Below are 21631 nucleotides of genomic sequence, written 5' to 3' on the forward strand. Positions count from 1 at the left end.
GCGATGGTTCCCGATGCGCAGCAAGTGCAACGCGAACTTCGACCAGGTCCCCTCCTGGGGCAACCCGACCACTGTGTTGTTCGCCCTGCTGGCAGCGGTCGGCGTCTTGTACCTCGCCGCGGCGTTGGTGATCGCATCGCACAGGTTGTGCGGTCGTCATAGAGCTCGAGCAGGACGAGGGCTACGGCGGCGATCTTCGCGATGCGGCTGGATTCGAGGCTGGTCCGGCGCAGGGTTTGAAGGTCGTCTTGATCTGGAAGTGGGCGCGTTCATAGGCGCCGGGGATGCCGCGGATGACCGTGTCGCACGTCTTCGGCGCTCCTCCGGCGGGCTTCTTGGAGGGGTGGCCGAAGCCGACGTCGACGTTCTGGTAACCGAGGTCGACCTGGATCGGCACGTCCAGGTCGGTCCTACTGGCGAGACCCAGATCGGCCAGCCGCTCGGGGGCGCGAACCTGTACGTTCCCACCATGGTCCTTGTGTGTTCCGGACTACCAGAAGTCGGTGCCTTTGTGGCCCGGCGCGGCGACAGTACTGTCGAGGTTCAGATGAGTCAGCCCGTCCGCCTTGGCACGCCCCAGGCGGTGGTCAGGTCCGGTGGGTGCACCAGTGGCCAGGGCTGCCACCTTCGCGGAGGTAGCGGTACGCGGTGGAGGCCTGACACGACGTGGTCGCGGACGAGTTGGGCCAGTCGGGTACGTCGGGGAAAGCGGCCCAACGCACGCCGTCCCTTTGCGGGCCCTGGCCACAATCCGGTGGTCGCGCAGGAGGCCAGTTAGGTGCTCGGCGATGGACCGCTATGTTCTACCTCGGCCGGATTTTCCGCCGGAAGGTTGTTCCTGCCAAGGGCCTCGCGCCTGCCCGCATTCGGCATCACGCAGCGTCAGTATCGCGACCACAAAGCGACGGGCGCTTATTGGGAAAGGCGCACTGGATACCGCTGACCTCCTTGGTTGAGGTCAGTTCTGTACCCCAGCAAGCTGCTGTAACCGGTGACGGTCCGTTCATCCCGCGGTGGTCGAACAATAGAGAGTAGATGACCTTGGGGCTTACCTCGAAATATGCCGCTATAATCGCGGTCGTCACGTGCAAACCGGCCCGGCACCAGTGGCGGCACCTTTACGCGCTCGAGCACTTCTATTTCGGCAAGGATGCTGAGATAGAGCAGTCTCGTTAATCATGGCTGACCCTATATTTGGGGCCATGTGGCCACTCAGGGAGTAATAGGGACATGGCAAATCTGCCAAATCAACGTACTGCGGCGCAGCCCCGGCCCTCGGTGGAGGGTCGGGGCTGCGGTGGCTTGTGGCTGGCTAGCGATCAACCGCAGTTCGACCTACCGTTCCAGCGTCCGGAGTAGTCAATGTTACCGCCCCACGCGACGCATTTACCAGCGGCGTTGACGTAGACGGGTCCAGCGTAGCTAGTGTAAAAGCCAACGTCTTGAACATTTGAGTTCGGGTAGGTGTCGGCAACGGCCACCTCCGCCGTCATGTAGAGGGCGGCACCCGATGAGTTTCTGACTGTGACCACGCAGTTCTTTCCGGTCGCTGAATTATAGGTGAGATAGACGGTTCCTTTCGTAAGTGCCATTGAGTTAACGACTCCATATCCAGACCCGCAGGCGCCGTTGTAAGTAGCCGCTGCAACGTTTGAGGCAGCGGTAGCACTCGGAGCGAGTGTGAAAGCTGTTGCCGAAATCAGGATAGCAGAGATGATTGAAATGCTCGCCCTTTTATTCATACTTGTGACCATTTCTTTTTGGGTTTCCTTCATGGTGCATTTAATCGTGCCATGCGCCAGGTGGTGAGGCAATAGGGAAATGGATGTTTGCGTCCCTGAATGACAAGTTGACTGTACATTCTGCTCATTCTTGCAAATTATTGATGTGTCCTCTCAAAGGCTGAAATATCGTGGGTATCTGCGCGAGTCGAGAGTTGGCGACGTTCAGTCCCCGACCGTCCTTGCCCACGTCGTGTTGTGGCCGCAGTCGTTGCCCGGCCTTCGACGTCGCTCCAGGCAGGGCTCCGGCACCCACTTGGTCAGCGGCTTGAGCAGCCCACCCAACCCGCTCAGATGCAGGCCCCCGCCGACGGACCCGGTCCACGAGCATCGTGACCACTTGCTCGTGTCGCCGGCACGGCTACGGCCAGTGGTGTGGCAGCTGGAGCGTTCAAATGATCATCGGATCCGAGATGGACGCCATGGGCGGAGCCCCGGTCCCCCAGTCGAGCTGGGGGACCGGGGCTCCGGTCGTGCGACGGGCGGTTCAGTCGCGGCCGGGGAGGCCTCCGATGATGCCGCCGTTGTTGCCGCCGTTGTTGTTGCCGCCGTTGCCGCCGTTGCCGCCCACCGTGGTGAGGGTGATCTGCGTGCCCGCGGGGTCGTCGACCTCGCTGCCTGGTTGCGGGTCCAGGGCCATGACCACCGCGTTATCGTCACCCGGGGCGCCCGGTGCGACCTGCACGTTGGTGAAGCCGCTCTGTTGCAGGATCTGACGGGCCTCCGCGAGCGTCTTGGTGCGGACCTCCGGCACCTTCTTCTTCTCCACGGCCTTGCCGACCACGATCGTGACCTTCGAGCCCGGGTCGACCTGCTGGTTCGCCGAGGGCGTGGAGGAGATGACCTTGTCCACCTGGTTCGGGTCGTTGGTGGGCTGGTCCGTGCAGGTGGCCTTGAGACCGTTGCTCTCCATCTGGGCCTTGGCCTCGTCACAGCTGCGCCCGACGACGTCCGGCACCGTGGCCTTCTCCTCGGCCTTGGCGACCTCCAGGGTCACCGTGGAGCCCTTCTCCAGCTCCTTGCCCGGGTCGGGGTTCTGGCTGAGGACCGTGCCCTCGTCCTGGGAGGACTCGGTCTGCTTGGTCTCGACCTGGAAGCCCTTGTCCTCGAGCTGCTTGGTGGCGTCGTCGACGTTCTTGCCGATCACGTTGTCGACGGCGACCTTCGGGGCGCCCGTCGACACCACCAGGTTGACGGTGGAGTCCTTGTCGACCGAGGTGCCCTGCGCGGGGTCCTGGTCGCAGACGCTGCCCTTCTTCTGATCCTCGCAGGGCTTGCGCTCGACCGTGCCCAGCACGAGGTCGGAGTTGGTGAGCTGCTTCTGGGCGTCGGCCTGGGTCTGACCCACCAGGTTCGGCACGTCGACCTTGCCGTTGCCCGGTCCCCCGTCCCCGCTGAAGGCGTACTTGCCGATCAGGATGGCACCCACCAGGACGAGGATGCCGGCCAGGACCAGGAGGATCGTGGCGGTGTTCTTCTTGCGGGGCTGCTGGCGGCGCCGGTCGGGGCGGTCGTCGTAGCCGTAGCCGCCGTCGTCCGGGTTCATGGGCGGCAGCATGGTCGTGGCGCCGCCGCCCGCGTCGGAGCGCAGGGCGGTGGTCTGCTGGTCGTCCGGGTAGGCGCCGTAACCGCCGGCGGCCATGGCACCCATCGCGGCGGTGGCGCCGACGGGCTGGCCGTCGAGGCAGGCCTCGATGTCGGCGCGCATCTCGTCGGCCGACTGGTAGCGGTAGTCCGGGTCCTTGACCAGGGCCTTCAGCACGATCGCGTCCATCTCGGGCGTGATCTCGGGGTCGAAGACGCTCGGCGCCTGCGGTTCCTCACGCACGTGCTGGTAGGCGACGGCCACCGGGGAGTCGCCGACGAACGGCGGACGCACCGTGAGCAGCTCGTAGAGCAGGCAGCCCGTGGAGTACAGGTCGGACCGGGCGTCGACCTGCTCACCCTTGGCCTGCTCAGGGGAGAGGTACTGGGCGGTGCCGATCACCGCTGCGGTCTGGGTCATCGTCATGCCGGAGTCGCCCATGGCGCGGGCGATGCCGAAGTCCATGACCTTGACCTGGCCGTTGCGGGTGAGCATGACGTTGGCCGGCTTGATGTCGCGGTGGACGATGCCGGCCCGGTGCGAGTACTCCAGGGCCTGGAGGATGCCGATCGTCATCTCCAGCGTCCGCTCCGGCAGCAGCTTGCGGCCGGAGTGAAGAAGCTCACGGAGTGTGGAGCCGTCGACGTACTCCATGACGATGTACGGGATCGACACGTTGTCGATGTAGTCCTCGCCCGTGTCGTAGACCGCCACGATCGCGGGGTGGTTGAGCGAGGCGGCCGACTGGGCCTCCCGGCGGAAGCGGGCCTGGAAGGACGGGTCGCGCGCGAGGTCCGCGCGCAGCGTCTTCACCGCCACCTGGCGTCCGAGCCGGGTGTCATGAGCGTGATAGACCTCCGCCATGCCACCACGGCCGAGCACCGGGCCCAGCTCGTACCGGCCGCCGAGGCGACGCGGCTCTTCCATGGTTACTACCAGCCCTCTCCGTCGGTCCCGACCGGCATGCTTGTACGGTCGGAGGCTGCCGTCCGGCCTACCGTACCCGGCTTGCTCCGGGCCCCTTGGCCGAGCCGGACAGCCGATACAGGACCGGTATCGCAACGTGCGCCGATGTGAAGGGGACGTGACCGGAGTCACGTCCCGTTCAGGACGCGGTCACTTCTTGCTGTCGATGACGGCCTCCATGACGTTCTTCGCGATCGGTGCCGCGAGGCCGCCGCCGGAGATGTCGTCGCGCACGGCGTTGTCGTCCTCGATCACCACGGCCACGGCGACCGGCGAGCTGCCGTCCTCGCCCTTGGCGTACGAGATGAACCAGGCGTAGGGGTTCTTGCTGTTGTTCTCGCCGTGCTGTGCGGTACCCGTCTTGCCGCCCACCGTGACGCCGTCGATCTGGGCGTTGGTTCCCGTGCCGTCCTCGACGACGGTCTCCATCATGGACTGGAGGATCTGGGCGTTGTCCGCGGACAGCGGCTTGCTCATCTCCTCGGGGTCCGTCTTCTCGATGGTGTCGAGGTTGGGCGCCTGCAGCTCGTCGACCATGTACGGCTTCATCAGCGTGCCGTTGTTGGCGATGGCGGAGGTGACCATGGCCATCTGCAGCGGAGTCGCCGCGGTGTTGAACTGGCCGATGGAGGAGAGCGCGACCTGCGAGTCGTTCATGTCGTCGGAGAAGACCGAGGCGCTGGAGCGCACCGGGACGAACTGCTCCTCGGTGAAGCCGAACTTCTTCGCGGTGTCCAGCATGTCGTCGTTGCCGAGGTCGTAGCCGACCTTGCCGAAGACCGTGTTGCAGGAGACGCGCAGGGCCTCGCGGAGGGTGGCGTTCTCGCAGGGGATGTCGCCCTCGTTCTTCAGCTCGGTGCTGGTGCCGGGCATGGTCCAGGGCAGCGGGGAGTCGGTCTTCTCGTCGGCTGACTTGTACAGGCCGTGCTCCAGGGCCGCCGCCGCGGTGAGCACCTTGAAGGTGGAGCCGGGCGGGTAGACCTCGCGCAGGGCGCGGTTGAGCATCGGGTCGGCCGGGTTGTTCTTCTTCTGGAGCTTGTTCCAGGCCTCGCCGGCCGCCTCGTTGCTGCCCGCGATGGAGGTGGGGTCGTACGACGGGTACGAGGCCATCGAGAGGATCTTGCCGGTGGACGGCTCCAGCGCGACGACGGCGCCCTTGGCGCCCTGCTTCTTCAGACCGTCGTAGGCGGCCTTCTGGGCGGCGGCGTTCAGCGTGGTGACGACGTTCCCGCCCTCGCGCTTCTTGCCCGTGAGCATGTCCAGGGTGTTGCGGAAGAAGAGCCGGTCGTCGTTGCCGGTGAGGATGCCGTCGTCGATGGACTCGAGCTGGGTGGCGCCGAAGGCCTGGGAGACGTAACCGGTGACGGGCGCCCACATGGCGCCGTCCTTGTAGGTGCGCTTGTACTTGAAGTCGCCCTCGGTGGTGGCGTGTCCGGTGATGGCCTTGCCGTCGACGATGATGTCGCCGCGGGGGCTGGCGTACCGCTCGATGGCGACGCGGCGGTTGTGCTCGTCCTCCTTCAGCTCGTCGGCCTGGACGTACTGGAGCCAGTTGTCCCGGACGAGCAGGGTGAGGACCAGCAGACCGCAGAAGATCGCGATCCGGCGCAGTGGCTTGTTCACGGTCGGACCACCTGGGTCATCTCGGCGTCGGGGCTGGCGGGCGCGGCGGGTGCCGGTCTGCGCGCGGTGTCGCTGATGCGCAGCAGGATGCCGATCAACGCCCAGTTGGCGATGACGGAGGAGCCGCCGTAGGCCAGGAAGGGCATGGTCATACCGGTGAGCGGGATGAGGCCCATGACACCGCCGGCGACGACGAAGACCTGGAGGGCGAAGGCGCCGGAGAGGCCGATGGCGAGGAGCTTGCCGAAGGGGTCGCGGGCGGCGAGGGCGGTGCGCACACCGCGTTCCACGATCAGTGCGTAGAGCAGGAGTAGCGCCATCAGACCGGCGAGGCCCAGTTCCTCGCCGAAGGTGGCGAGGATGAAGTCGGAGTTGGCGGCGAAGCCGATGAGATCGGAGTTGCCCTGGCCCCAGCCGCTGCCCATGGTGCCACCGGAGCCGAATGCCCACAGGGCCTGCATGGACTGCTCGGTGTGGCCGAAGATGCCCTGCCGGCTGAGCTCGTACTCGTGCATCGGGTCGAGCCAGGCCTGGACGCGCTGCTGTACGTGGGATTCGAAGGAGGCGACGCCGACGGCGCCGGCCGCCGACATCAGCAGACCGAAGACGATCCAGCTGGTCCGCTCGGTGGCGACGTACAGCATGATCACGAACATGCCGAAGAAGAGCAGCGAGGTGCCGAGGTCGGTCTCGAAGACGAGGATCAGGATCGAGATGATCCAGACGACGATGATCGGACCGAGGTCACGTCCGCGGGGCAGGTAGAGGCCCATGACGCGGCGGCTGGCGAGGGCCAGGGCGTCGCGTTTGACCATGAGGTAGCCCGCGAAGAACACCGCAAGGACGATCTTGGCGAACTCGCCGGGCTGGAGCGTTCCGAGACCGGGGATCTTGATCCAGATCTTGGCGCCGAAGGTGTCGTGTCCGAGGCCCGGAACCAGTGGCAGCAGCAACAGGACCAGCGCGCCGGCCATGGAGATGTAGGTGTAGCGCTGCAGAACGCGGTGGTCCCTGAGGAAGACGAGCACGGCGACGAACAGGGCGACACCGAGTGCGGAGTACATGAGCTGGCGCGGCGCCGCCTCGACGAACAACTTGCTCGCCTGCAGGCGCTTCGACTGGTCCAGGCGCCAGATGGCGACGAGTCCCAGGCCGTTGAGCAGCGTGGCCAGCGGCAGCAGCAGCGGGTCCGCGTAGGGCGCGAACTTGCGTACGACGAGGTGGCCGACGCCGGCCAGCAGGCCGAGGCCGAGGCCGTAGCTCAGCAGGCCGGCGGGGACCTCGTCGTTGATCGCCAGACCCACGTTGGCGTAGGCGAAGACCGGGATGAGCACGGCGAACACGAGCAGAGCCAGCTCGGTGTTGCGCCGGCTCGGGGCGCCGATGGCGCCGATCGTGGACGTGTGCTGCGTCGACGGGTTGGTAGTACTGCTCATCGTGTGACGGGGCCTCTCACGGCTTGCCTACTGCTGCTTACCGCACAGCGAGACGACCTTCTGCTCTTCCTCCGAGAGGGTCGGGCCTGAGCCTGGAGTGGGTGCGGTCGGGGACTCGGACGATTCGGGGGTCTTGGGCGATCCCGAGGGGGTCGGGCTCGGCGAGGCCTTGGACGTGAAGGAGGCGCGGCTGGTTCCCGTGGTGCCTCCGGCCTCGCCCTCGCCCGTCTTCGCGTTCTTCTCGGTCGCCGCGGAACGCTTCTCGGCCTGCTTCTTGCAGGCGGAGGCCTGGACCGCCAGTTCCTCGATCTTGGCCCGGGCGTCGTTGAGGTCGCCCTCGGGGATGGTGGCCTCGACCAGCTCCTGCTGGTAGGGCGGCAGGTACTTGAGTTCGATCTCGGGGTGGTCCTTCTGGACCTTCGAGAGCGAGACCCAGGCGAGGTCCTGGCTGATACCCCGGTAGAGCGCGAGATGGTCGTCGTTGGTGCCGACGTAGTACTGGGTCTGCGTCCAGCGCCAGCCGCCGTAGGTGCCGCCGCCGATGACGGCGAGGGCGAGGGCGGTGTACAGGGACCGCTTGAGCCACTTGCGGCTCTTGCGGGGTTTGACGAAGTCGTCCGGGCCGTAGTCGTCGAAGCCGCCGGTCGGGATGAAGCCGGTGACGTCGCCGCTGCCGGGCGGGCCGAACTCGCCGCCCCCGCCGCGTGGCCGCCCGAGGCCGGCGGCGCGGCCGGCCGGGGTCTGCATGATGCCGTTGTCGCCCGTCTGCGCCTGGTTCTCGGCGACGGCGCCGACGACCACGGGGGTGTCGGAGAGCTGGGCGGCGAGGGTGTCGCCGGTGTCCAGGTCGAGGACGTCGGCGACGATGACGGTGATGTTGTCCGGGCCGCCGCCGCGCAGGGCGAGCTGGATCAGCTCCTGGACGGTCTCCTGCGGGCCCTGGTAGCTGGCGAGGGTGTCCTCCATCGTCTGGTGGGAGACGACGCCGGAGAGCCCGTCGGAGCAGATCAGGTAGCGGTCGCCGGCCCGCACCTCGCGGATGGACAGGTCGGGTTCGACGTGGTCGCCGCTGCCGAGGGCGCGCATCAGCAGGGAGCGCTGCGGGTGGGTGCCCGCCTCCTCCTCGGTGATGCGGCCCTCGTCGACGAGGCGCTGCACCCAGGTGTGGTCCTGTGTGATCTGGGTGAGGACGCCGTCGCGCAGGAGGTAGGCGCGGGAGTCGCCGACGTGGACCATGCCCAGGCGCTGGCCGGTCCACAGCAGGGCGGTGAGCGTGGTGCCCATGCCCTCCAGGGCGGGGTCCTCCTCGACCATCTGCCGCAGCTGGTCGTTGGCGCGCTGCACGGCGGCGCCGAGCGAGGTGAGGACGTCGGAGCCGGGCACGTCGTCGTCGAGGGCGACGATGGTGGAGATCACCTCGGAGGAGGCGACCTCGCCCGCGGCCTGGCCGCCCATGCCGTCGGCGATGGCGAGCAGGCGGGGGCCGGCGTAACCGGAGTCCTCGTTGCCCTCCCGGATCATCCCCTTGTGGGAACCGGCGGCGAAGCGCAGTGACAGACTCATGCGCACCTCGCCCGTCGGCTCCGACTGCAGCCGGTCGTGTCGAGCCACACTGCCCACCCTCCGGTCGGGAGCGCGCCGGGGCCCGGGGTGCCGGCCGCCGCTGCGTGCTCGCTCCGCTCGCGCTCATTCATTGGTGTAGCACTACTTCCGCAGCTCGATGACGGTCTTGCCGATGCGGATCGGCGCCCCCGGGCCGATGGGGGTGGGGGTCGTCAGCCGGGCCCGGTCCAGGTAGGTGCCGTTGGTGGAGCCCAGGTCCTCGACGATCCACTGCCCGTTCTGGTCCGGATAGATCCTGGCATGGCGGCTGGAGGCGTAGTCGTCGTCCAGCACGATCGTCGAGTCGTGTGCCCGGCCGAGCGTGATGGTCTGGCCCTGGAGGGCGACGGTGGTGCCGGTGAGGGTGCCCTCCGTCACGACCAGTTTGGTGGGCGCGCCCCGGCGGCCGCGGCCGCCGCCGGACTGCTGGCGCTGAGGTGGAGGCGCCTGGCCCTGGCGCGTGGCGGTCTGCTGCGGTCGGGCGGCGTCGCGCCGCGCGCCGCGCTGGGTGACCCGCGTACCGAAGAGGTCGCTGCGGATGACCTGCACGGCCACGATCACGAACAGCCACAGTACGGCGAGAAAACCCAGCCGCATGACCGTGAGGGTCAGCTCTGACATTGCCCCCGGATCACCCTTCGGCTTGCCTGTAGATAACGGTGGTGCTGCCCACGACGATCCGCGAGCCGTCGCGGAGCGTAGCGCGGGTGGTGTGCTGCCCGTCCACCACGATGCCGTTGGTGGAGCCGAGATCCTGGATCGTCGAGGGCGTTCCGGTCCGGATCTCGCAGTGCCGGCGGGAGACGCCGGGGTCGTCGATCCGCACGTCGGCCTCGGTACTGCGGCCCAGCACGAGCGTCGCGCGGGAGATCTGGTGGCGGGTGCCGTTGATCTCGATCCAGTGGCGGGTGCGTCCGCCGGGAGCGGGCGCGGCCGGGGGCTGCTGGCCGCCGGCCGGCTGCGGGTAGCCGTAGCCGCCGGGACGGCCGCCGGGCGGCGGCGCGGCGGGCATGGGCGGGGCGCCCGGGGCCGCGGCCGGCGGGTAGCCGTAGCCGCCGCCGGGGCCGGCGGGTCGTGCGGGGGGTGCCGGGGGCGCGGCGGGGGCCGGGCCGCCCTGGTGGCTGCTGGAGGAGGCGAGGGTGCGGCTGCGCACCCGGTACAGACCGGTGTCGAGGTCGTCGGCCTTCTCCAGGTGGACCTTGATCGGTCCCATGAAGGTGTAGCGCTGCTGCTTGGCGTAGTCGCGGACCATGCCGGCCAGCTCGTCGCCGAGCTGTCCGGAGTAGGGGCTGAGGCGCTCGAAGTCGGGCGTGCTCAGTTCCACGATGAAGTCGTTGGGCACGACGGTGCGGTCGCGGTTCCAGATGGTCGCGTTGTTGTCGCATTCACGCTGGAGCGCTCCCGCGATCTCCACGGGCTGCACCTCGGACTTGAACACCTTCGCGAAGGTGCCGTTGACCAGGCCTTCGAGCCGCTGCTCGAACTTCTTCAGGACTCCCATGGGGCACCTCCTCCGTCGCTGCCGTCCTGTCCGCTTCCACTGTCCTGCGTAGTGCTGTGCTGCGTACTGCCGCCTCGCGCAGTGCCGCTCCGCGTCGTGCGGTGCGTGCGCGCACTGTCCACCTGGTACTGCTTACTGATCGTATCCACGCGCCGGTCGATCGGCTGGTTCCCCCTGTCGGCCCGGTCGACGGGTGTCGACGCCTCTCGGAGTTCCCGCAGGGGCTCCTCTTCGAACTCCCGCGGACCTTCGGGATTGCTCCCTCGGGTACTCATGCCCAGGATCGTAGAGGCGGCCGCAGACCAGTGTCCCGCACCTGGCCGCGGTCCCCTACCGGCTCCCGGGGGGACGGGCCGGACCGGTACGAGGTTGATACGTGAACGGCCAAGGGCCGGGACGAGTGCCCGAAGGAGGGCGGGCGCCCCGGTCCGCCGGGGGAAAGGGATGTGAATCGACCCCTTCCAGCGTGCTAATGTTCTCGTGTCGGAAGGCGCCGGACCGCAAGGAAAAGCCCGGAAGACACACCCAATGCGCGGGTGGCGGAATAGGCAGACGCGCTGGATTCAGGTTCCAGTGCCCGCAAGGGCGTGGGGGTTCAACTCCCCCCTCGCGCACCAGGAGCACCTCATGTGCTCTGGATACGCAAAAGACGGGGCGGCATCGTATGACGATGCCGCCCCGTTCTGCTGTGCTCCGGGACGGCACAGGTGTCCCGCTCCCGCGATCTGAGACTTTACTCACAGGGCCGTTCGGCGGCCGGTGATCAGGCGGTGGTCTCCTCGGAGGCCTCCCGCTCCGTCGTGGTGCTGAGGACGGCGGCGAGTTCCCCGACGGTCTGCTCCCGCAGCAGCTGGTGCGAGGGGACGGGGACCCCAAGCGCCGACTCCAGGGTGCGCTGGAGGGCCAGCGCGGTCAGCGAGTCGATGCCCTGGGCGTACAGCGGCCGGGTCAGGGAGACCCGGTGGGCCGGCGGGACGTGGAGGTGGGGTGCCAGGCTGCGGCACAGGTACGTCTCGAAGGCCCGCAGGCGGGCCGCGCCGCGGAGGCCCCGCAGGGCGTCGGTGTCGAGGGTGACTGGGTTGCCCGGCACGGTGGTGTCCTTTCGTCGGGTGCGGGTCGGTCAGGTGCGGGGGCGTGGCTGGGAGGTGCGCAGGGCGCGGGCTTCGGGACCGGGCCGGGGGCCGGCCCCGTCCGACCACGTCAGGTGGAACCGCCAGCGGTGGATCCGCCAGCCGTCCGGGGTGCGGACCGCCTCGGCCTCGCTGTGGCCGCCGATGTCGAAGCGGCCGCCGGGGTCGGGGCCGTCGTCGTGGTGCACGTGCGAGGCGACGAGGTGGACGCGGATCCGGGCCGTGTCGCCGTCCGTGGTGATGCCGTAGTTGGACGCCAGGTGATGGGTCCGGGCGAACCGGGACTTGCGGTCGAAGTGGAAGGCGGCGGCCCCCTCCCGTCCTTCCAGCGTGCCGACGGGGAACTGGAGCAGGCAGTCCTCGGTGAAGACCCCCGCCGGCCAGCCGTCGTCGAAACCGTGCTCGTCCTGGGTGTCCAGCAGGGTGACGTACCGGTCGACCAGTTCGGCGATCTCCGTCCGGTCGCTCAGTGCCCGGACCTGGGCGCGCAGGGCGTCGAGTTCGGTCCGGGAGAGGGTGACCGTGTCCGTGTCGGCGGCGGGGCCGAAGGGCGGGCGGGTCATGGGATGGGGTGCTCCTTTCCGGTGGGCGGACGGCCGCGCGGGCCGTCGGCGGTGTGCCAGCCGCGGGGGTCGCGGTGTGCGGAGACGCGTTCCGGCCGGCGCCAGCCCGCGGTCGGCCGGGGGCGGGGCGGCCCGGACGGGGCGGTGGTGAGGGCGGCGGCGCGGGCGAGCAGGACGGTGGTGAGGGCGGCGATCTCGGCGGGGGTGGGGCTGCCCCGCAGGACGCGCACGACCGCGGCCGGGCCGGTGGCGTCCGCGCCGTCCGTCCCGCTCACTGCGGGGGGTTGCCGTGCTTGCGGCACGGCAGGTCGGCCTGCTTGCTGCGCAGCATCGCCAGGGCCCCGGCGAGGGCGCGGCGGGTCTCCCGCGGGTCGATGACGTCGTCGATGAGGCCGCGTTCGGCCGCGTAGTACGGGTGCATCAGCTCCGCCTGGTACTCCTTGATCTTCTGAGCGCGGGTGCCCTCGGGGTCGTCCGACGCGGCGATCTCCCGGCGGAAGATGACGCCTGCGGCGCCCTCGGCGCCCATCACCGCGATCTCGTTGGACGGCCAGGCCAGCGCCAGGTCGGAGCCGATCGAGCGGGAGTCCATCACGATGTACGCGCCGCCGTACGCCTTGCGCAGCACCAGGGAGACACGCGGCACGGTGGCGTTGCAGTACGCGTACAGCAGCTTGGCCCCGCGCCGGATGATGCCGTTGTGCTCCTGGTCGACGCCCGGCAGGAAGCCCGGGACGTCGATCAGCGTCACCAGCGGGATGTTGAAGGCGTCGCAGAACTGCACGAACCGGGCGGCCTTCTCGCTCGCGTCGATGTCCAGGACGCCGGCGTACGACGTGGGCTGGTTGGCGACGATGCCCACGACCTCGCCGTCGAGCCGGGACAGGGCGCACACCATGTTGGTCGCCCAGCCGGAGTGCACCTCGAAGTAGTCGCCGTCGTCCACGATCTCCTCGATGACGGCGCGGATGTCGTAGACCCGGCCCGGGTCGTCGGGGACGATCTCCAGCAGCCGGTCGGTGCGCCGGTCGGCCGGGTCGGAGCCGGGCGCGCTCGGGGGCAGTTCGCGGTTGTTGGCAGGCAGCAGGGACAGCAGGTGGCGCACGTCCTCCAGGCAGCTGCGCACGTCGTCGTAGGCGAAGTGGGCGACGCCGGAGGCGGTGGCGTGGACGTCGGCGCCGCCGAGGGCGTTCTGGGTGATCTCCTCGCCCGTCACCGCCTTCACCACGTCCGGGCCGGTGATGAACATCTGCGCGATGTCGCGGACCATGAAGACGAAGTCGGTCAGGGCGGGCGAGTAGGCGGCGCCGCCCGCGCACGGGCCGAGCATCACGCTGATCTGCGGGATGACGCCGGACGCCTTGGTGTTGCGCTGGAAGATGCCGCCGTAGCCGGCGAGCGCGCAGACGCCCTCCTGGATGCGGGCGCCCGCTCCGTCGTTGAGCGACACCAGGGGCGCGCCGGCCGCTATGGCCATGTCCATGATCTTGTGGATCTTCAGGGCGTGCGCTTCGCCGAGGGCGCCGCCGAAGACCCGGAAGTCGTGCGCGTACACGAAGACCGTGCGTCCGTGGACGGTGCCCCAGCCGGTGATCACGCCGTCGGTGTAGGGACGTTTCTTCTCCAGTCCGAAGCCGGTCGCCCGGTGCCGGCGCAACATCTCGACCTCGGTGAACGACCCCTCGTCGAGCAGGAGTTCGATGCGTTCGTGGGCGGTGAGCTTCCCCTTGGCGTGCTGCCGCTCGGTGGCCGTCGGGTCGCCGTGCCGGGCGGCCTGCTTGATCAGCCCGAGTTCCTCGATGCGCTCCTCGGCGCTCCACTGACCCCGGTGCTCGCGCCGGTGCAGCGGCTGCCGCTCCGCCGTCTGCCGGCTCGTCTGCTGGTTCGTCTGCTGGTTCGTCTGCTGGTTCGTCTGCTGGTTCGTCTGCTCGGTTCTCTGGTCGGTCGACATCGTCGTGTCACGCTCCCCAGTCGGATACGCGGGTGGTCACACCGCCGGCGGCCAGGTCCACCGACCCGTCGACGTGTGTCGCGGTGGGCGGCAGCCAGCGCACGGCGACCCGTTCGGGCGGCGTGCCGCGCACGGCGACGGCGGCGTTGTGCCGGGGGCCGGACGCCAGGTCGAGCAGCGCCCAGCCGGTCGGCCGGCGGTCCCGGTCGGCGCCCAGGTAGTCCCGGGCGGGGTCGCGGGACAGGCCGGTGCCCAGCGCCTTGAGATAGGCCTCCTTGCGGGTCCAGATCCGGCCGAAGGCCAGGCGCCGCTCCTCGGTGCCCAGCTCCGCCAGCTCGGACTGCTCGCCGGGGTGCAGCGCCGCGGCGCACACCTCGACGGTCTCCGTCCGGGGCAGCCGCTCCACGTCCACCCCGAGCACGGCCCGGGAGACGGCGACCACGGCCATGCCGTGGCTGTGCGCCAGGGAGAAGTGCAGCGGCGGGTCGGGGTGGCGGACGGCCGGCCTGCCGTGCGGCCCGGCGCACCCGGGACAGGGCTCGCGCACGAACGGGACGTCCGCCGCCGGCAGCCCCAGGTAGGCGCCGAGCAGGCGGCGCAGCGCGATGTGCGCGGCCGCGTACGTGACCCCGTCGGCCGGGCGCACGAAGGAGGCCGTGCGCCGGCGCTCCGGCTCGCTCAGCTCGTCCAGGGCGAGCGTCCCGGCCGCCGTGTCCAGCCGGGGGCGGCGCACCAGCCACACGTCGAGGTGCCCGGGCGCGGGCAGCCGCGGCGCGCCGGCCGCCGCGTCCGGCCGGTGCGCGAGCTGTCCGATCACGTCGTGCCCAGCACGTCGTGCGAGACGAGGTGGTCGTCGCGCCCGTTGTGCTTGTGGAGGCTGTCCCCGGGGCCGAGCTGCCCGGCCAGGCAGTCGATCAGCTCGGCGGCGCTGTGGGCCCTCAGCAGCCGGTTGAGGTTGACGTCGACCCGCAGCACGGACTCCATCCGGCGTTGCAGTTCGAGGCCGTTGATGGACCCGATGCCCAGGCTGTTCATCGGGCGTCCCACGGTGTCGATCGTGTCCGGCGGCACCCGCAGCACCCGGGCCAGTTCGTCCCGTACGTAGCGGTCGACGAGGCGGGTGCGCTCGGCCGGGTCGCACGCCGCCAGGTGCGCCAGGTCGGGCGGCTCCGGCTCGGCGACGTGATCCCGTTCGAACTCGTAGTCGAGGTCCTCGAGGTCGTCGAGGTCGTCGTCGAAGACCCAGTTCTTCGTCGTCAGATCCATGATCGTGCCCCCGTCGTGGAGTGGAAGGAGTGAAGGTCAGGTGCGGGGTGCGGACGAACGGCCCGCGGCGCCGGGACGGACGAGGCCGGTGAGCGCGGTGAGCAGGCCGAGTCCGCCGAGCGCGGCCACCAGGACCAGGGCCGGCCGGCAGGCGGCGAGCCGCGCCGCGGGTCCGCCGTCCCCGCCCGCACCGGCGAGCAGCGCCGCGACCAGCGCGACCGCGAGGACCGCGGCGAGCTGCACCGCGGTCTGGTAGAGCCCGCTGCCCGCAGCGCGGTCGGCGGGCGCCAGCTCGGAGGTGGCCTGCACGTTGAGCGCGGCGAAGGACAGCACGAAGCCCAGCCCCACCAGCAGCAGCGTCGGCAGCAGCCGCCCGGTGTAGTCCAGGGGCCAGCCGGACCGCAGTTGCAGCAGGAGTCCGGCGAACGCGCTGGCGGCACCGGCCGCGATGAGGCGCGGCGCACCGAACCGGGTGATCAGCCACCCCGAGGCGAGCGCGGTGATCGCGGGCGGCACGGCGGCCGGCAGCAGCGCCGCGGCCGCCACCGGCGGTGACCAGCCGGCGAGGGTCTGTGTCTGGTACGTCAGCACGAACAGCAGCCCGAGATAGGAGCCGTTGAGGCAGACCGCGCCGAGGGCCGAGCGGATCAGGGCCCCGCCGCGCAGCAGGTGGACGGGCAACAGCGGAGCCGGTGCGGCGCGTTCCAGCGACCGGAACCACGTCAGCAGCAGGGCCGCCGCGGTCATCGACCCGAGGAACCTGACGTCGCTCCAGCCGTGTGCGGGCAGTGCGGTGACGCCGTGCACGAGGGCGAGCAGCGCGCCCGTGAGGGCCACCGCGCCCCGCACGCCGTAGCGCCGGGGTGCGGCCGGGTGCCCGCCCGGCGGGCCGTCGCCGCCGGGGACCAGGCGCAGCGCGGCGGCGAAGAGCAGCAGGACCACGGGGGCCGGGAAGGCGAAGGCCAGCCGCCAGCTGTACGTGCTCAGCCAGCCGGACAGCAGCAGGCCCGCGGTGAACCCGCCGGCACCGAAGAGGGTGTAGACGGACACCGCGCGGCCGCGGGGGCGGCCCTCGGGGAACGCGGTGGAGATGATGGCCAGCCCGGTGGGGGCCGTCAGCGCGGCGCAGAACCCCTTGACCAGCCGGGTCGCGACGAGCAGCGCGGGCTCCTGGGCGAAGGCGCTGAGCAGGGAGGCGGCGGCGAACCCGAGGAGCGCCACCAGGTAGACCCGGCGGCGGCCCAGCAGGGCCACCAGCCGGGTGCCGAAGAGCATGAGGGCGCCGAAGCCGGCGGCGAAGCCGGTCATCGCCCACTGCGCGCTCGTCAGGGGCAGCCCGAGGTCCGTGCCGATGGAGGGCAGCGCCACGACCGCCACGGAGACCTCGAGCGCGTCGATGAGCATGTTGCCGGCGAGGACCAGCAGCAGCCCCCACAGCCGGGGGCTCCAGCGTCCTTCCCCGGCGTCGGCCACCGGCCCTGGAACGGTCCTGGTCACGGCGTCAGCCCAGGAGGGTGCCGCCGCTGGCGTCGACGAAGGAGCCGGTGATCCAGCGGGCGTCGTCGGACACCAGGAAGGCGACGACGTCGGCGACGTCCTGCGGTTCGCCGACCCGGTTGAAGGCGGACAGCGCGGCCATCGCCTCGACCGCCTCGGGCACGTCGAACACCGGGTTGCCGTTGCGGGTGATGCCCGGGGCGACGCTGTTCACCGTGATGCGGCGCGGGCCGAGCGCCTTCGCGTAGTGCAGCGCGAGCTGCTCCACGGCGCCCTTGCTCATCGCGTAGGCGATCTCGTCGGGGTTGGCGAACCGGGTCAGCCCCGAGGAGACGTTCACGATCCGGCCGCCGTCGGGCATGTTGGCGAGCGCCCGCTGGATGAGGAAGAACGGCGCCTTGGCGTTCACGGCGACGATCCGGTCGAACTGCTCCGGCGTGGTGTCCTCGGGCTTGACCCCGCCCATCACCCCGGCGTTGTTGACCAGGATGTCGAGTTCGGTGGAGCCGGTGCGCTCCTTCAGGCCCTCCTCCAGGGCGAGGAACAGCTCGTGCACGTCGCCGGGGGCGCCGAGTTCGGCCCGTACGGCGAAGGCCCGTCCGCCGTCCCGCTCGATGCCGTCGACGACCTCGGCGGCCGCGTCCCCGCTGGTGCCGTAGTGCACGACGACGAGCGCGCCGTCGCGGGCCAGCCGCTCGGCGGTGGCCCGTCCCATGCCCCGGCTGGCACCCGTGACGAGCGCCGTGCGTCCGGTCAGATTGCCCATGTTCTCTCTCCTGCCGTGAGGTCGTGCGGCTTGGTGTCGTGCGCCGTGGTGGCGCGTGGGGCGGTGCCGCCGTCCGCCGGTGTGCCCGGCGCGGTCGGGGGCCGTCCCGGCCTCCTCGTCGGGGGCGAACCACCGGGCGAGCGCCGTCGTGAGGCCGTCCGGTGCGTCGCCCGCCCAGGCGATGTGGCCGTCGGGGCGTACGAGGACCGCGGTGGCGTCCCGCAGGGGGCCGTCCCCGGCCGGCGCAGCGGTCGCGGTGTCGACGGCGCCGGCCCACGGACGCGCGGCGCGCACCAGGGACTCGCCCGTTTCCGCGGCGCCTTCCGCCACCAGGAGGAGCCCGCGGGCCCGGCGCAGGGCAGCCGGTGCGGCGCCTTGGGCACCGGGCGGCAGGCCGGGCAGCCGCGCGCCCACCGGGCCGGGCTCCTCGTCGGCGCCGTAGCGGATGTCGAGACCGCTGATCAGTCCGGCCAGGTGGGTCCGGACCGGCTCGTACGGGATCAGTTCACCGATCACCGAGCGCAGGGCCTCCACCTCGGGGCCGCCGAGCAGCAGCCGGGCCTGCGCGCGGATGGTGGACAGCACGCGCCGCCCGACCGCGTGCCGCTCCTCGTGGTACGTGTCCAGGAGGCCTTCGGGGGCCCGGCCCGAGACGGTGGCGGCGAGTTTCCAGCCCAGGTTGACCGCGTCCTGGAGGCCCAGGTTGAGTGCCTGGCCGCCGATCGGCATCTGCTGGTGCGCGGCGTCGCCGGCCAGCAGGATCCGCCCCCGGCGGTAGTGCTCGGCCTGCCGGGACGCGTCCCCGAAGGAGTTCACCCACAGCGGGGTGCCGCCGGAGACGTCCTCGCCGGTGACGTCCCGCCAGGCCGTCACGACGTCCGCGAAGTCCGGCTCGCCCGCCCCGCGCGGCGGGGTGCCGAAGCGGTGGACCATCACGCGGGTGGCGCCGTCGCCGCGGCGGGCCGCGATCGCCAGCCCGTTCGGCAGCCGCTGGAAACGCCGGTCGGGGATCTCGACGCCGTCGACGTCGGCGCGCAGGAGCTCCCGTTCGGCGTCGGCGCCGGGGAAGCCGATGCCGGCCAGCCGGCGCACGGCCGACCGCTCGCCGTCGCAGCCGACGGCGTAGCGGGCGGTGAACGCGGTGCGCCGTCCCGCGTGCTCGGCCACCACCCGCACCCGGTCCGCGTCCTGCTCGACCGAGACGACGTGGTGTCCGCGCAGCACGCGCGCCCCGAGGCGGTCCGCCCAGGAGCCGAGGACCGCCTCGGTGCGCACCTGCGGGACCTTCCACTGGCCCGGGTGGGAGCTGGGCAGGGTCAGGTCCAGGGGGAGACCGCCGAAGTGGCCCCGGGGCTCGCAGGGCGGAAGGGGGTCCGCGAAGCCGCCGGGGGCGTCCAGCAGACCGCGCTGCCGGAGGATCTCCATCGTCCGGGCGTGCAGTGTGGAGGCCCGGGACTCGGTGGTCGGGGTGTCCAGCCGTTCCAGCACGGTCACCTCGACGCCGCCGAGCCGCAGTTCCCCGGCGAGCATCAGCCCGACGGGGCCGGCGCCGACCACGACGACCTGCGTATCGGCTGTGTCGGCCGTGCCGGCCGTGTCGGCACCGGACACGGGTCAGCGCCTCGCCTCGGCGTAGTCGCGGGCATGGCCCAGCGTGGCCCGGCTGTTGGTGCTCAGCGCCGTGCGCACGTACTCGCGGGCCTCGGCGACCCCCGCCCCGGGTCCCAGGATCCGCTCGATGTTCTCGGGGCGCAGCACGACGGTGTGCTGCGAGGACGCGAGGGCACCGGTGTCCGTGTCGCGGAAGGTCCAGTAGCCGGTGTGCAGGCTCATCAGGGCCGGCAGCGTGGTCTGCTTGTAGGCGATCTTGCGGCCCTCCAGGCACACCCGGTAGGACCGGGTGGTGTGGGTGGAGCCGTCCTTGGCCCGGGTGTCCATCTCCAGGGTCTGCAGGCCGGGGGTGTCCTCGGTCAGGCGCACGGTCGCCACGTGCGGCAGCCGTTCGGCCCACCGGCCGGCCTCGTTGACGAAGTCGTAGGCGTCCTTGGCGGAGCCGTCGACGGCGACGGTGTCCTCGAAGGAGAAGGTGAGTTCCTCGGAGGCGGTGGCGAGTTCGACGTTGGTCTTCAGCGCCGCGAGTTCCGTGCGGGAGTTGCGGTCGACGGCCTCCTCGATCCAGGCCAGGCCGGCCGGGTCGTCGTCGACGGCCGTGTAGTCGTGGAGCAGCCGGACGCGCGCGGTGCTGCCGTCGACCGGTTCGACGATCCAGGTGCCGCCCATACTGGCGACCGGGGGCGTGGAGACCTGCTGCCGGAAGGTGATCCGCAGGTTCCCGGGGTCCAGGACCCGGCGCGAGGTCCAGTTCTTGGCCTCGCCGTTGGCGGTGGCCCAGATCCTGATCAGTTCCTCGTCGCCGGAGCGCTCCAGGTGGTCGACGTAGATGGTCGGCGGGAAGACGCGCGGCCAGTTCGTCACGTCGGCGATCAGCCGGTAGACGTCGCCGGCCGGAGCCGAGACCGTGATCTCGTGCTCGACTTCCCGTGGCTCGGATGCGGACATGGAGGGTCTCCTCGTCGGGGTGATCGGTGGCGGCGGGGTTCAGAAGTTGCCGAGGCCGCCGCACACGTTCAGGGCCTGTGCGGTGATGGACGCGGCGGTGTCGGAGGCGAGGTAGCCGACGAGGCCGGCGACCTCCTCGGGGGTGGAGTAGCGCCCGAGCGGGATCTTCGCGGTGAACTTGTCGAGGATGGCGTCCTCGGTGGTGTCGTAGGCGGCGGCGTACCCGGCGCGCACGCGCTGCGCCATCGGCGTCTCCACGTAGCCGGGGCAGACGGCGTTGACGGTGATGCCGGTGGGGGCGAGTTCGTTGCCGAGGGCCTTGGTGAAACCGACCACTCCGTGCTTGGAGGCGGAGTACGGGGCACCGAGCACGACGCCCTGCTTGCCGGCGGTGGAGGCGATGTTGATGATCCGGCCGCGGTCCTTGCCGCGCATGCCGCCGGTGGTCAGGACGGCGCGGGTCAGCCGGAAGACGCTGTTCAGGTTGGTCTCGACGACGTCGTACCAGAGTTCGTCGTCGATGTCGGCGGTGACGCCGCCGCCGGACCGGCCCGCGTTGTTGACCAGGACGTCCACGGTTCCGTAGCGGTCCACGGCGGACTGGACGAAGGTCTCGATCGACAGCGCGGAGCGGACGTCGAGGACGGAGCCGTCGACCTCCAGGCCCTCGGCGCGCAGTTCCTTCACGGTGCTGCTGACGTTCTCGGGATCGCGGGAGCCGATGAAGACCCGGTGCCCCTGCTCGGCCAGCAGCCGCGCGGCGGCGCGGCCGATTCCGCTGGTGGCCCCGGAGACGAGGGCGACCCGCTGATGCTTGTCGGACATGACTGGTACTCCCTTGTGGGTACTGGGTGGGCGGCTGCGTCCGGGGGGCCGCCGCGGCCGGGCGAGGGGGGGAACCCGGCCGCGACGGGCAGTGGGGGTCCGGGGCAGGCGGGTCAGGCGGCGGCGGTCACGCCGGCGAGCTGGGTGTTGACCAGACTCAGCAGGGCCCGGGGCGTCTTCGCCTCGGTCACCACGGAGTCGTCGAGCGAGATGCCGTACTCCCGCTCTATGCGGCCGCAGGTCTCGAGAATGGCCAGGGACTCGTAGCTCAGCTCCTCGAAGTCGGTGTCGAGGATGTCGCCGTCGAGATCCACGCTCTCGTCGGCGCCGGCGGCCTCGAGCAGGACGCGCCGGAGGTCGTCGAGGGTGAAGGACTGCGTGGGCATGGGTGGGTCCTCTCTGTCGGTGCTCCGCGCCCCCGGGCGGGCCCCGGGGGCGCGGACGGACGTGGGCGGGCGGCTCTGACGCCCGCCCGCCCGGTCCGGCGTGGGGGACGCGGATGGTGGACCGGGCGGGCGGGCGCGTTCTGGGGGAGCACGGGAGACCGGCCCCGCCGGGGCCGGGCGTGCGCCGGGGCCGG

18 protein-coding genes, 1 tRNA gene and 1 pseudogene are annotated in these 21631 nt (G+C 70.8%); 1 reads left to right on the forward strand and 19 read right to left on the reverse strand.

All coding sequences use genetic code 11. The annotated features are described in order from the left end of the window. Positions 1–146: 146 nt before the first annotated feature. The 8 genes and pseudogenes from EV562_RS30275 to fhaA all read right to left on the reverse strand — a co-directional run. Positions 147–790, reverse strand: a pseudogene (locus EV562_RS30275) (IS5/IS1182 family transposase); the annotation flags it as partial. Between the two features lie 529 nt (positions 791–1319). Beyond that, positions 1320–1775: a spore-associated protein A gene (locus tag EV562_RS30280; protein WP_243860261.1), complete on the reverse strand. Its 456-nt coding sequence runs from the start codon at positions 1773–1775 to the stop codon at positions 1320–1322. Between the two features lie 493 nt (positions 1776–2268). Further along, positions 2269–4293: a Stk1 family PASTA domain-containing Ser/Thr kinase gene (pknB, locus tag EV562_RS30285; RefSeq protein ID WP_133890033.1), complete on the reverse strand. Its 2025-nt coding sequence runs from the start codon at positions 4291–4293 to the stop codon at positions 2269–2271. A gap of 189 nt (positions 4294–4482) precedes the next feature. Further along, complete coding sequence (locus EV562_RS30295; protein WP_133890034.1) at positions 4483–5955, reverse strand: penicillin-binding protein 2; 1473 nt, start codon at positions 5953–5955, stop codon at positions 4483–4485. Beyond that, positions 5952–7391: an FtsW/RodA/SpoVE family cell cycle protein gene (locus tag EV562_RS30300; RefSeq protein ID WP_133890035.1), complete on the reverse strand. Its 1440-nt coding sequence runs from the start codon at positions 7389–7391 to the stop codon at positions 5952–5954. The genes EV562_RS30295 and EV562_RS30300 overlap by 4 nt, the downstream gene beginning before the upstream one ends. 27 nt (positions 7392–7418) lie before the next feature. After that, positions 7419–8954, reverse strand: coding sequence for a Stp1/IreP family PP2C-type Ser/Thr phosphatase (locus EV562_RS30305; protein WP_133890036.1), 1536 nt, complete (start codon positions 8952–8954; stop codon positions 7419–7421). Positions 8955–9095: 141 nt separating this feature from the next. Next, the gene (fhaB, locus tag EV562_RS30310) at positions 9096–9614 is read right to left on the reverse strand and encodes an antibiotic biosynthesis regulator FhaB (RefSeq protein WP_003975090.1); all 519 of its coding nucleotides are present in this window, start codon (positions 9612–9614) and stop codon (positions 9096–9098) included. 10 nt (positions 9615–9624) lie between these two features. Then, positions 9625–10494 (reverse strand): antibiotic biosynthesis regulator FhaA, encoded by an 870-nt coding sequence (fhaA, locus tag EV562_RS30315; RefSeq protein WP_133890037.1) that lies wholly within the window; start codon positions 10492–10494, stop codon positions 9625–9627. A 530-nt stretch (positions 10495–11024) separates the two neighbouring features. Here fhaA and EV562_RS30320 point away from each other — a divergent pair. Further along, positions 11025–11111: transfer RNA gene (locus tag EV562_RS30320), tRNA-Leu, on the forward strand. A 146-nt stretch (positions 11112–11257) separates the two neighbouring features. On the opposite strand, the gene EV562_RS30325 is transcribed toward EV562_RS30320, so the two are convergent. The 11 genes from EV562_RS30325 to EV562_RS30375 form a co-directional block, all read right to left on the reverse strand. After that, complete coding sequence (locus EV562_RS30325) at positions 11258–11584, reverse strand: acyl carrier protein (RefSeq protein WP_133890038.1); 327 nt, start codon at positions 11582–11584, stop codon at positions 11258–11260. Positions 11585–11614: 30 nt separating this feature from the next. Beyond that, a complete protein-coding gene (locus EV562_RS30330; protein WP_133890039.1) occupies positions 11615–12187 on the reverse strand; it encodes a nuclear transport factor 2 family protein in 573 nt (190 codons plus the stop codon). Continuing rightward, on the reverse strand, positions 12184–12462 hold the full coding sequence (locus EV562_RS30335; protein ID WP_166662069.1) for an acyl-CoA carboxylase epsilon subunit: 279 nt from the start codon (positions 12460–12462) through the stop codon (positions 12184–12186). Before EV562_RS30335 ends, EV562_RS30330 begins: the two co-directional genes overlap by 4 nt. After that, positions 12459–14138: an acyl-CoA carboxylase subunit beta gene (locus tag EV562_RS30340; protein ID WP_208298455.1), complete on the reverse strand. Its 1680-nt coding sequence runs from the start codon at positions 14136–14138 to the stop codon at positions 12459–12461. The genes EV562_RS30335 and EV562_RS30340 overlap by 4 nt, the downstream gene beginning before the upstream one ends. A 7-nt stretch (positions 14139–14145) precedes the next feature. Beyond that, a complete protein-coding gene (locus EV562_RS30345) occupies positions 14146–14955 on the reverse strand; it encodes a 4'-phosphopantetheinyl transferase superfamily protein (RefSeq protein ID WP_133890041.1) in 810 nt (269 codons plus the stop codon). Continuing rightward, positions 14952–15404, reverse strand: coding sequence for an acyl carrier protein (locus EV562_RS30350; RefSeq protein ID WP_133890042.1), 453 nt, complete (start codon positions 15402–15404; stop codon positions 14952–14954). Before EV562_RS30350 ends, EV562_RS30345 begins: the two co-directional genes overlap by 4 nt. Before the next feature lie 36 nt (positions 15405–15440). Beyond that, a complete protein-coding gene (locus tag EV562_RS30355; RefSeq protein WP_133890043.1) occupies positions 15441–16901 on the reverse strand; it encodes an MFS transporter in 1461 nt (486 codons plus the stop codon). Between the two features lie 4 nt (positions 16902–16905). Then, a complete protein-coding gene (locus tag EV562_RS30360) occupies positions 16906–19278 on the reverse strand; it encodes an SDR family oxidoreductase (protein ID WP_279588518.1) in 2373 nt (790 codons plus the stop codon). A 3-nt stretch (positions 19279–19281) separates the two neighbouring features. Continuing rightward, positions 19282–20226: an aromatase/cyclase gene (locus EV562_RS30365; RefSeq protein ID WP_133890044.1), complete on the reverse strand. Its 945-nt coding sequence runs from the start codon at positions 20224–20226 to the stop codon at positions 19282–19284. Between the two features lie 39 nt (positions 20227–20265). Continuing rightward, on the reverse strand, positions 20266–21051 hold the full coding sequence (fabG, locus tag EV562_RS30370; RefSeq protein WP_133890045.1) for a 3-oxoacyl-ACP reductase FabG: 786 nt from the start codon (positions 21049–21051) through the stop codon (positions 20266–20268). A gap of 113 nt (positions 21052–21164) precedes the next feature. Continuing rightward, positions 21165–21437 (reverse strand): acyl carrier protein, encoded by a 273-nt coding sequence (locus EV562_RS30375; RefSeq protein WP_133890046.1) that lies wholly within the window; start codon positions 21435–21437, stop codon positions 21165–21167. Between the last annotated feature and the right edge of the window lie 194 nt (positions 21438–21631).

It is taken from the genome of Streptomyces sp. BK208 (assembly GCF_004364245.1).
Taxonomy (GTDB): Bacteria; Actinomycetota; Actinomycetes; order Streptomycetales; family Streptomycetaceae; genus Streptomyces.

Excerpts from the sequence above, each read along its gene's own strand:
- EV562_RS30280 (WP_243860261.1), bottom strand. The coding sequence starts at position 1,775 with ATGAAGGAAACCCAAAAAGAAATGGTCACAAGTATGAATAAAAGGGCG.
- pknB (WP_133890033.1), bottom strand. The coding sequence starts at position 4,293 with ATGGAAGAGCCGCGTCGCCTCGGCGGCCGGTACGAGCTGGGCCCGGTG.
- EV562_RS30300 (WP_133890035.1), bottom strand. The coding sequence starts at position 7,391 with ATGAGCAGTACTACCAACCCGTCGACGCAGCACACGTCCACGATCGGC.
- EV562_RS30305 (WP_133890036.1), bottom strand. The coding sequence starts at position 8,954 with ATGAGTCTGTCACTGCGCTTCGCCGCCGGTTCCCACAAGGGGATGATC.
- fhaB (WP_003975090.1), bottom strand. The coding sequence starts at position 9,614 with ATGTCAGAGCTGACCCTCACGGTCATGCGGCTGGGTTTTCTCGCCGTA.
- fhaA (WP_133890037.1), bottom strand. The coding sequence starts at position 10,494 with ATGGGAGTCCTGAAGAAGTTCGAGCAGCGGCTCGAAGGCCTGGTCAAC.
- EV562_RS30330 (WP_133890039.1), bottom strand. The coding sequence starts at position 12,187 with ATGACCCGCCCGCCCTTCGGCCCCGCCGCCGACACGGACACGGTCACC.
- EV562_RS30340 (WP_208298455.1), bottom strand. The coding sequence starts at position 14,138 with ATGTCGACCGACCAGAGAACCGAGCAGACGAACCAGCAGACGAACCAG.
- EV562_RS30350 (WP_133890042.1), bottom strand. The coding sequence starts at position 15,404 with ATGGATCTGACGACGAAGAACTGGGTCTTCGACGACGACCTCGACGAC.
- EV562_RS30365 (WP_133890044.1), bottom strand. The coding sequence starts at position 20,226 with ATGTCCGCATCCGAGCCACGGGAAGTCGAGCACGAGATCACGGTCTCG.
- fabG (WP_133890045.1), bottom strand. The coding sequence starts at position 21,051 with ATGTCCGACAAGCATCAGCGGGTCGCCCTCGTCTCCGGGGCCACCAGC.
- EV562_RS30375 (WP_133890046.1), bottom strand. The coding sequence starts at position 21,437 with ATGCCCACGCAGTCCTTCACCCTCGACGACCTCCGGCGCGTCCTGCTC.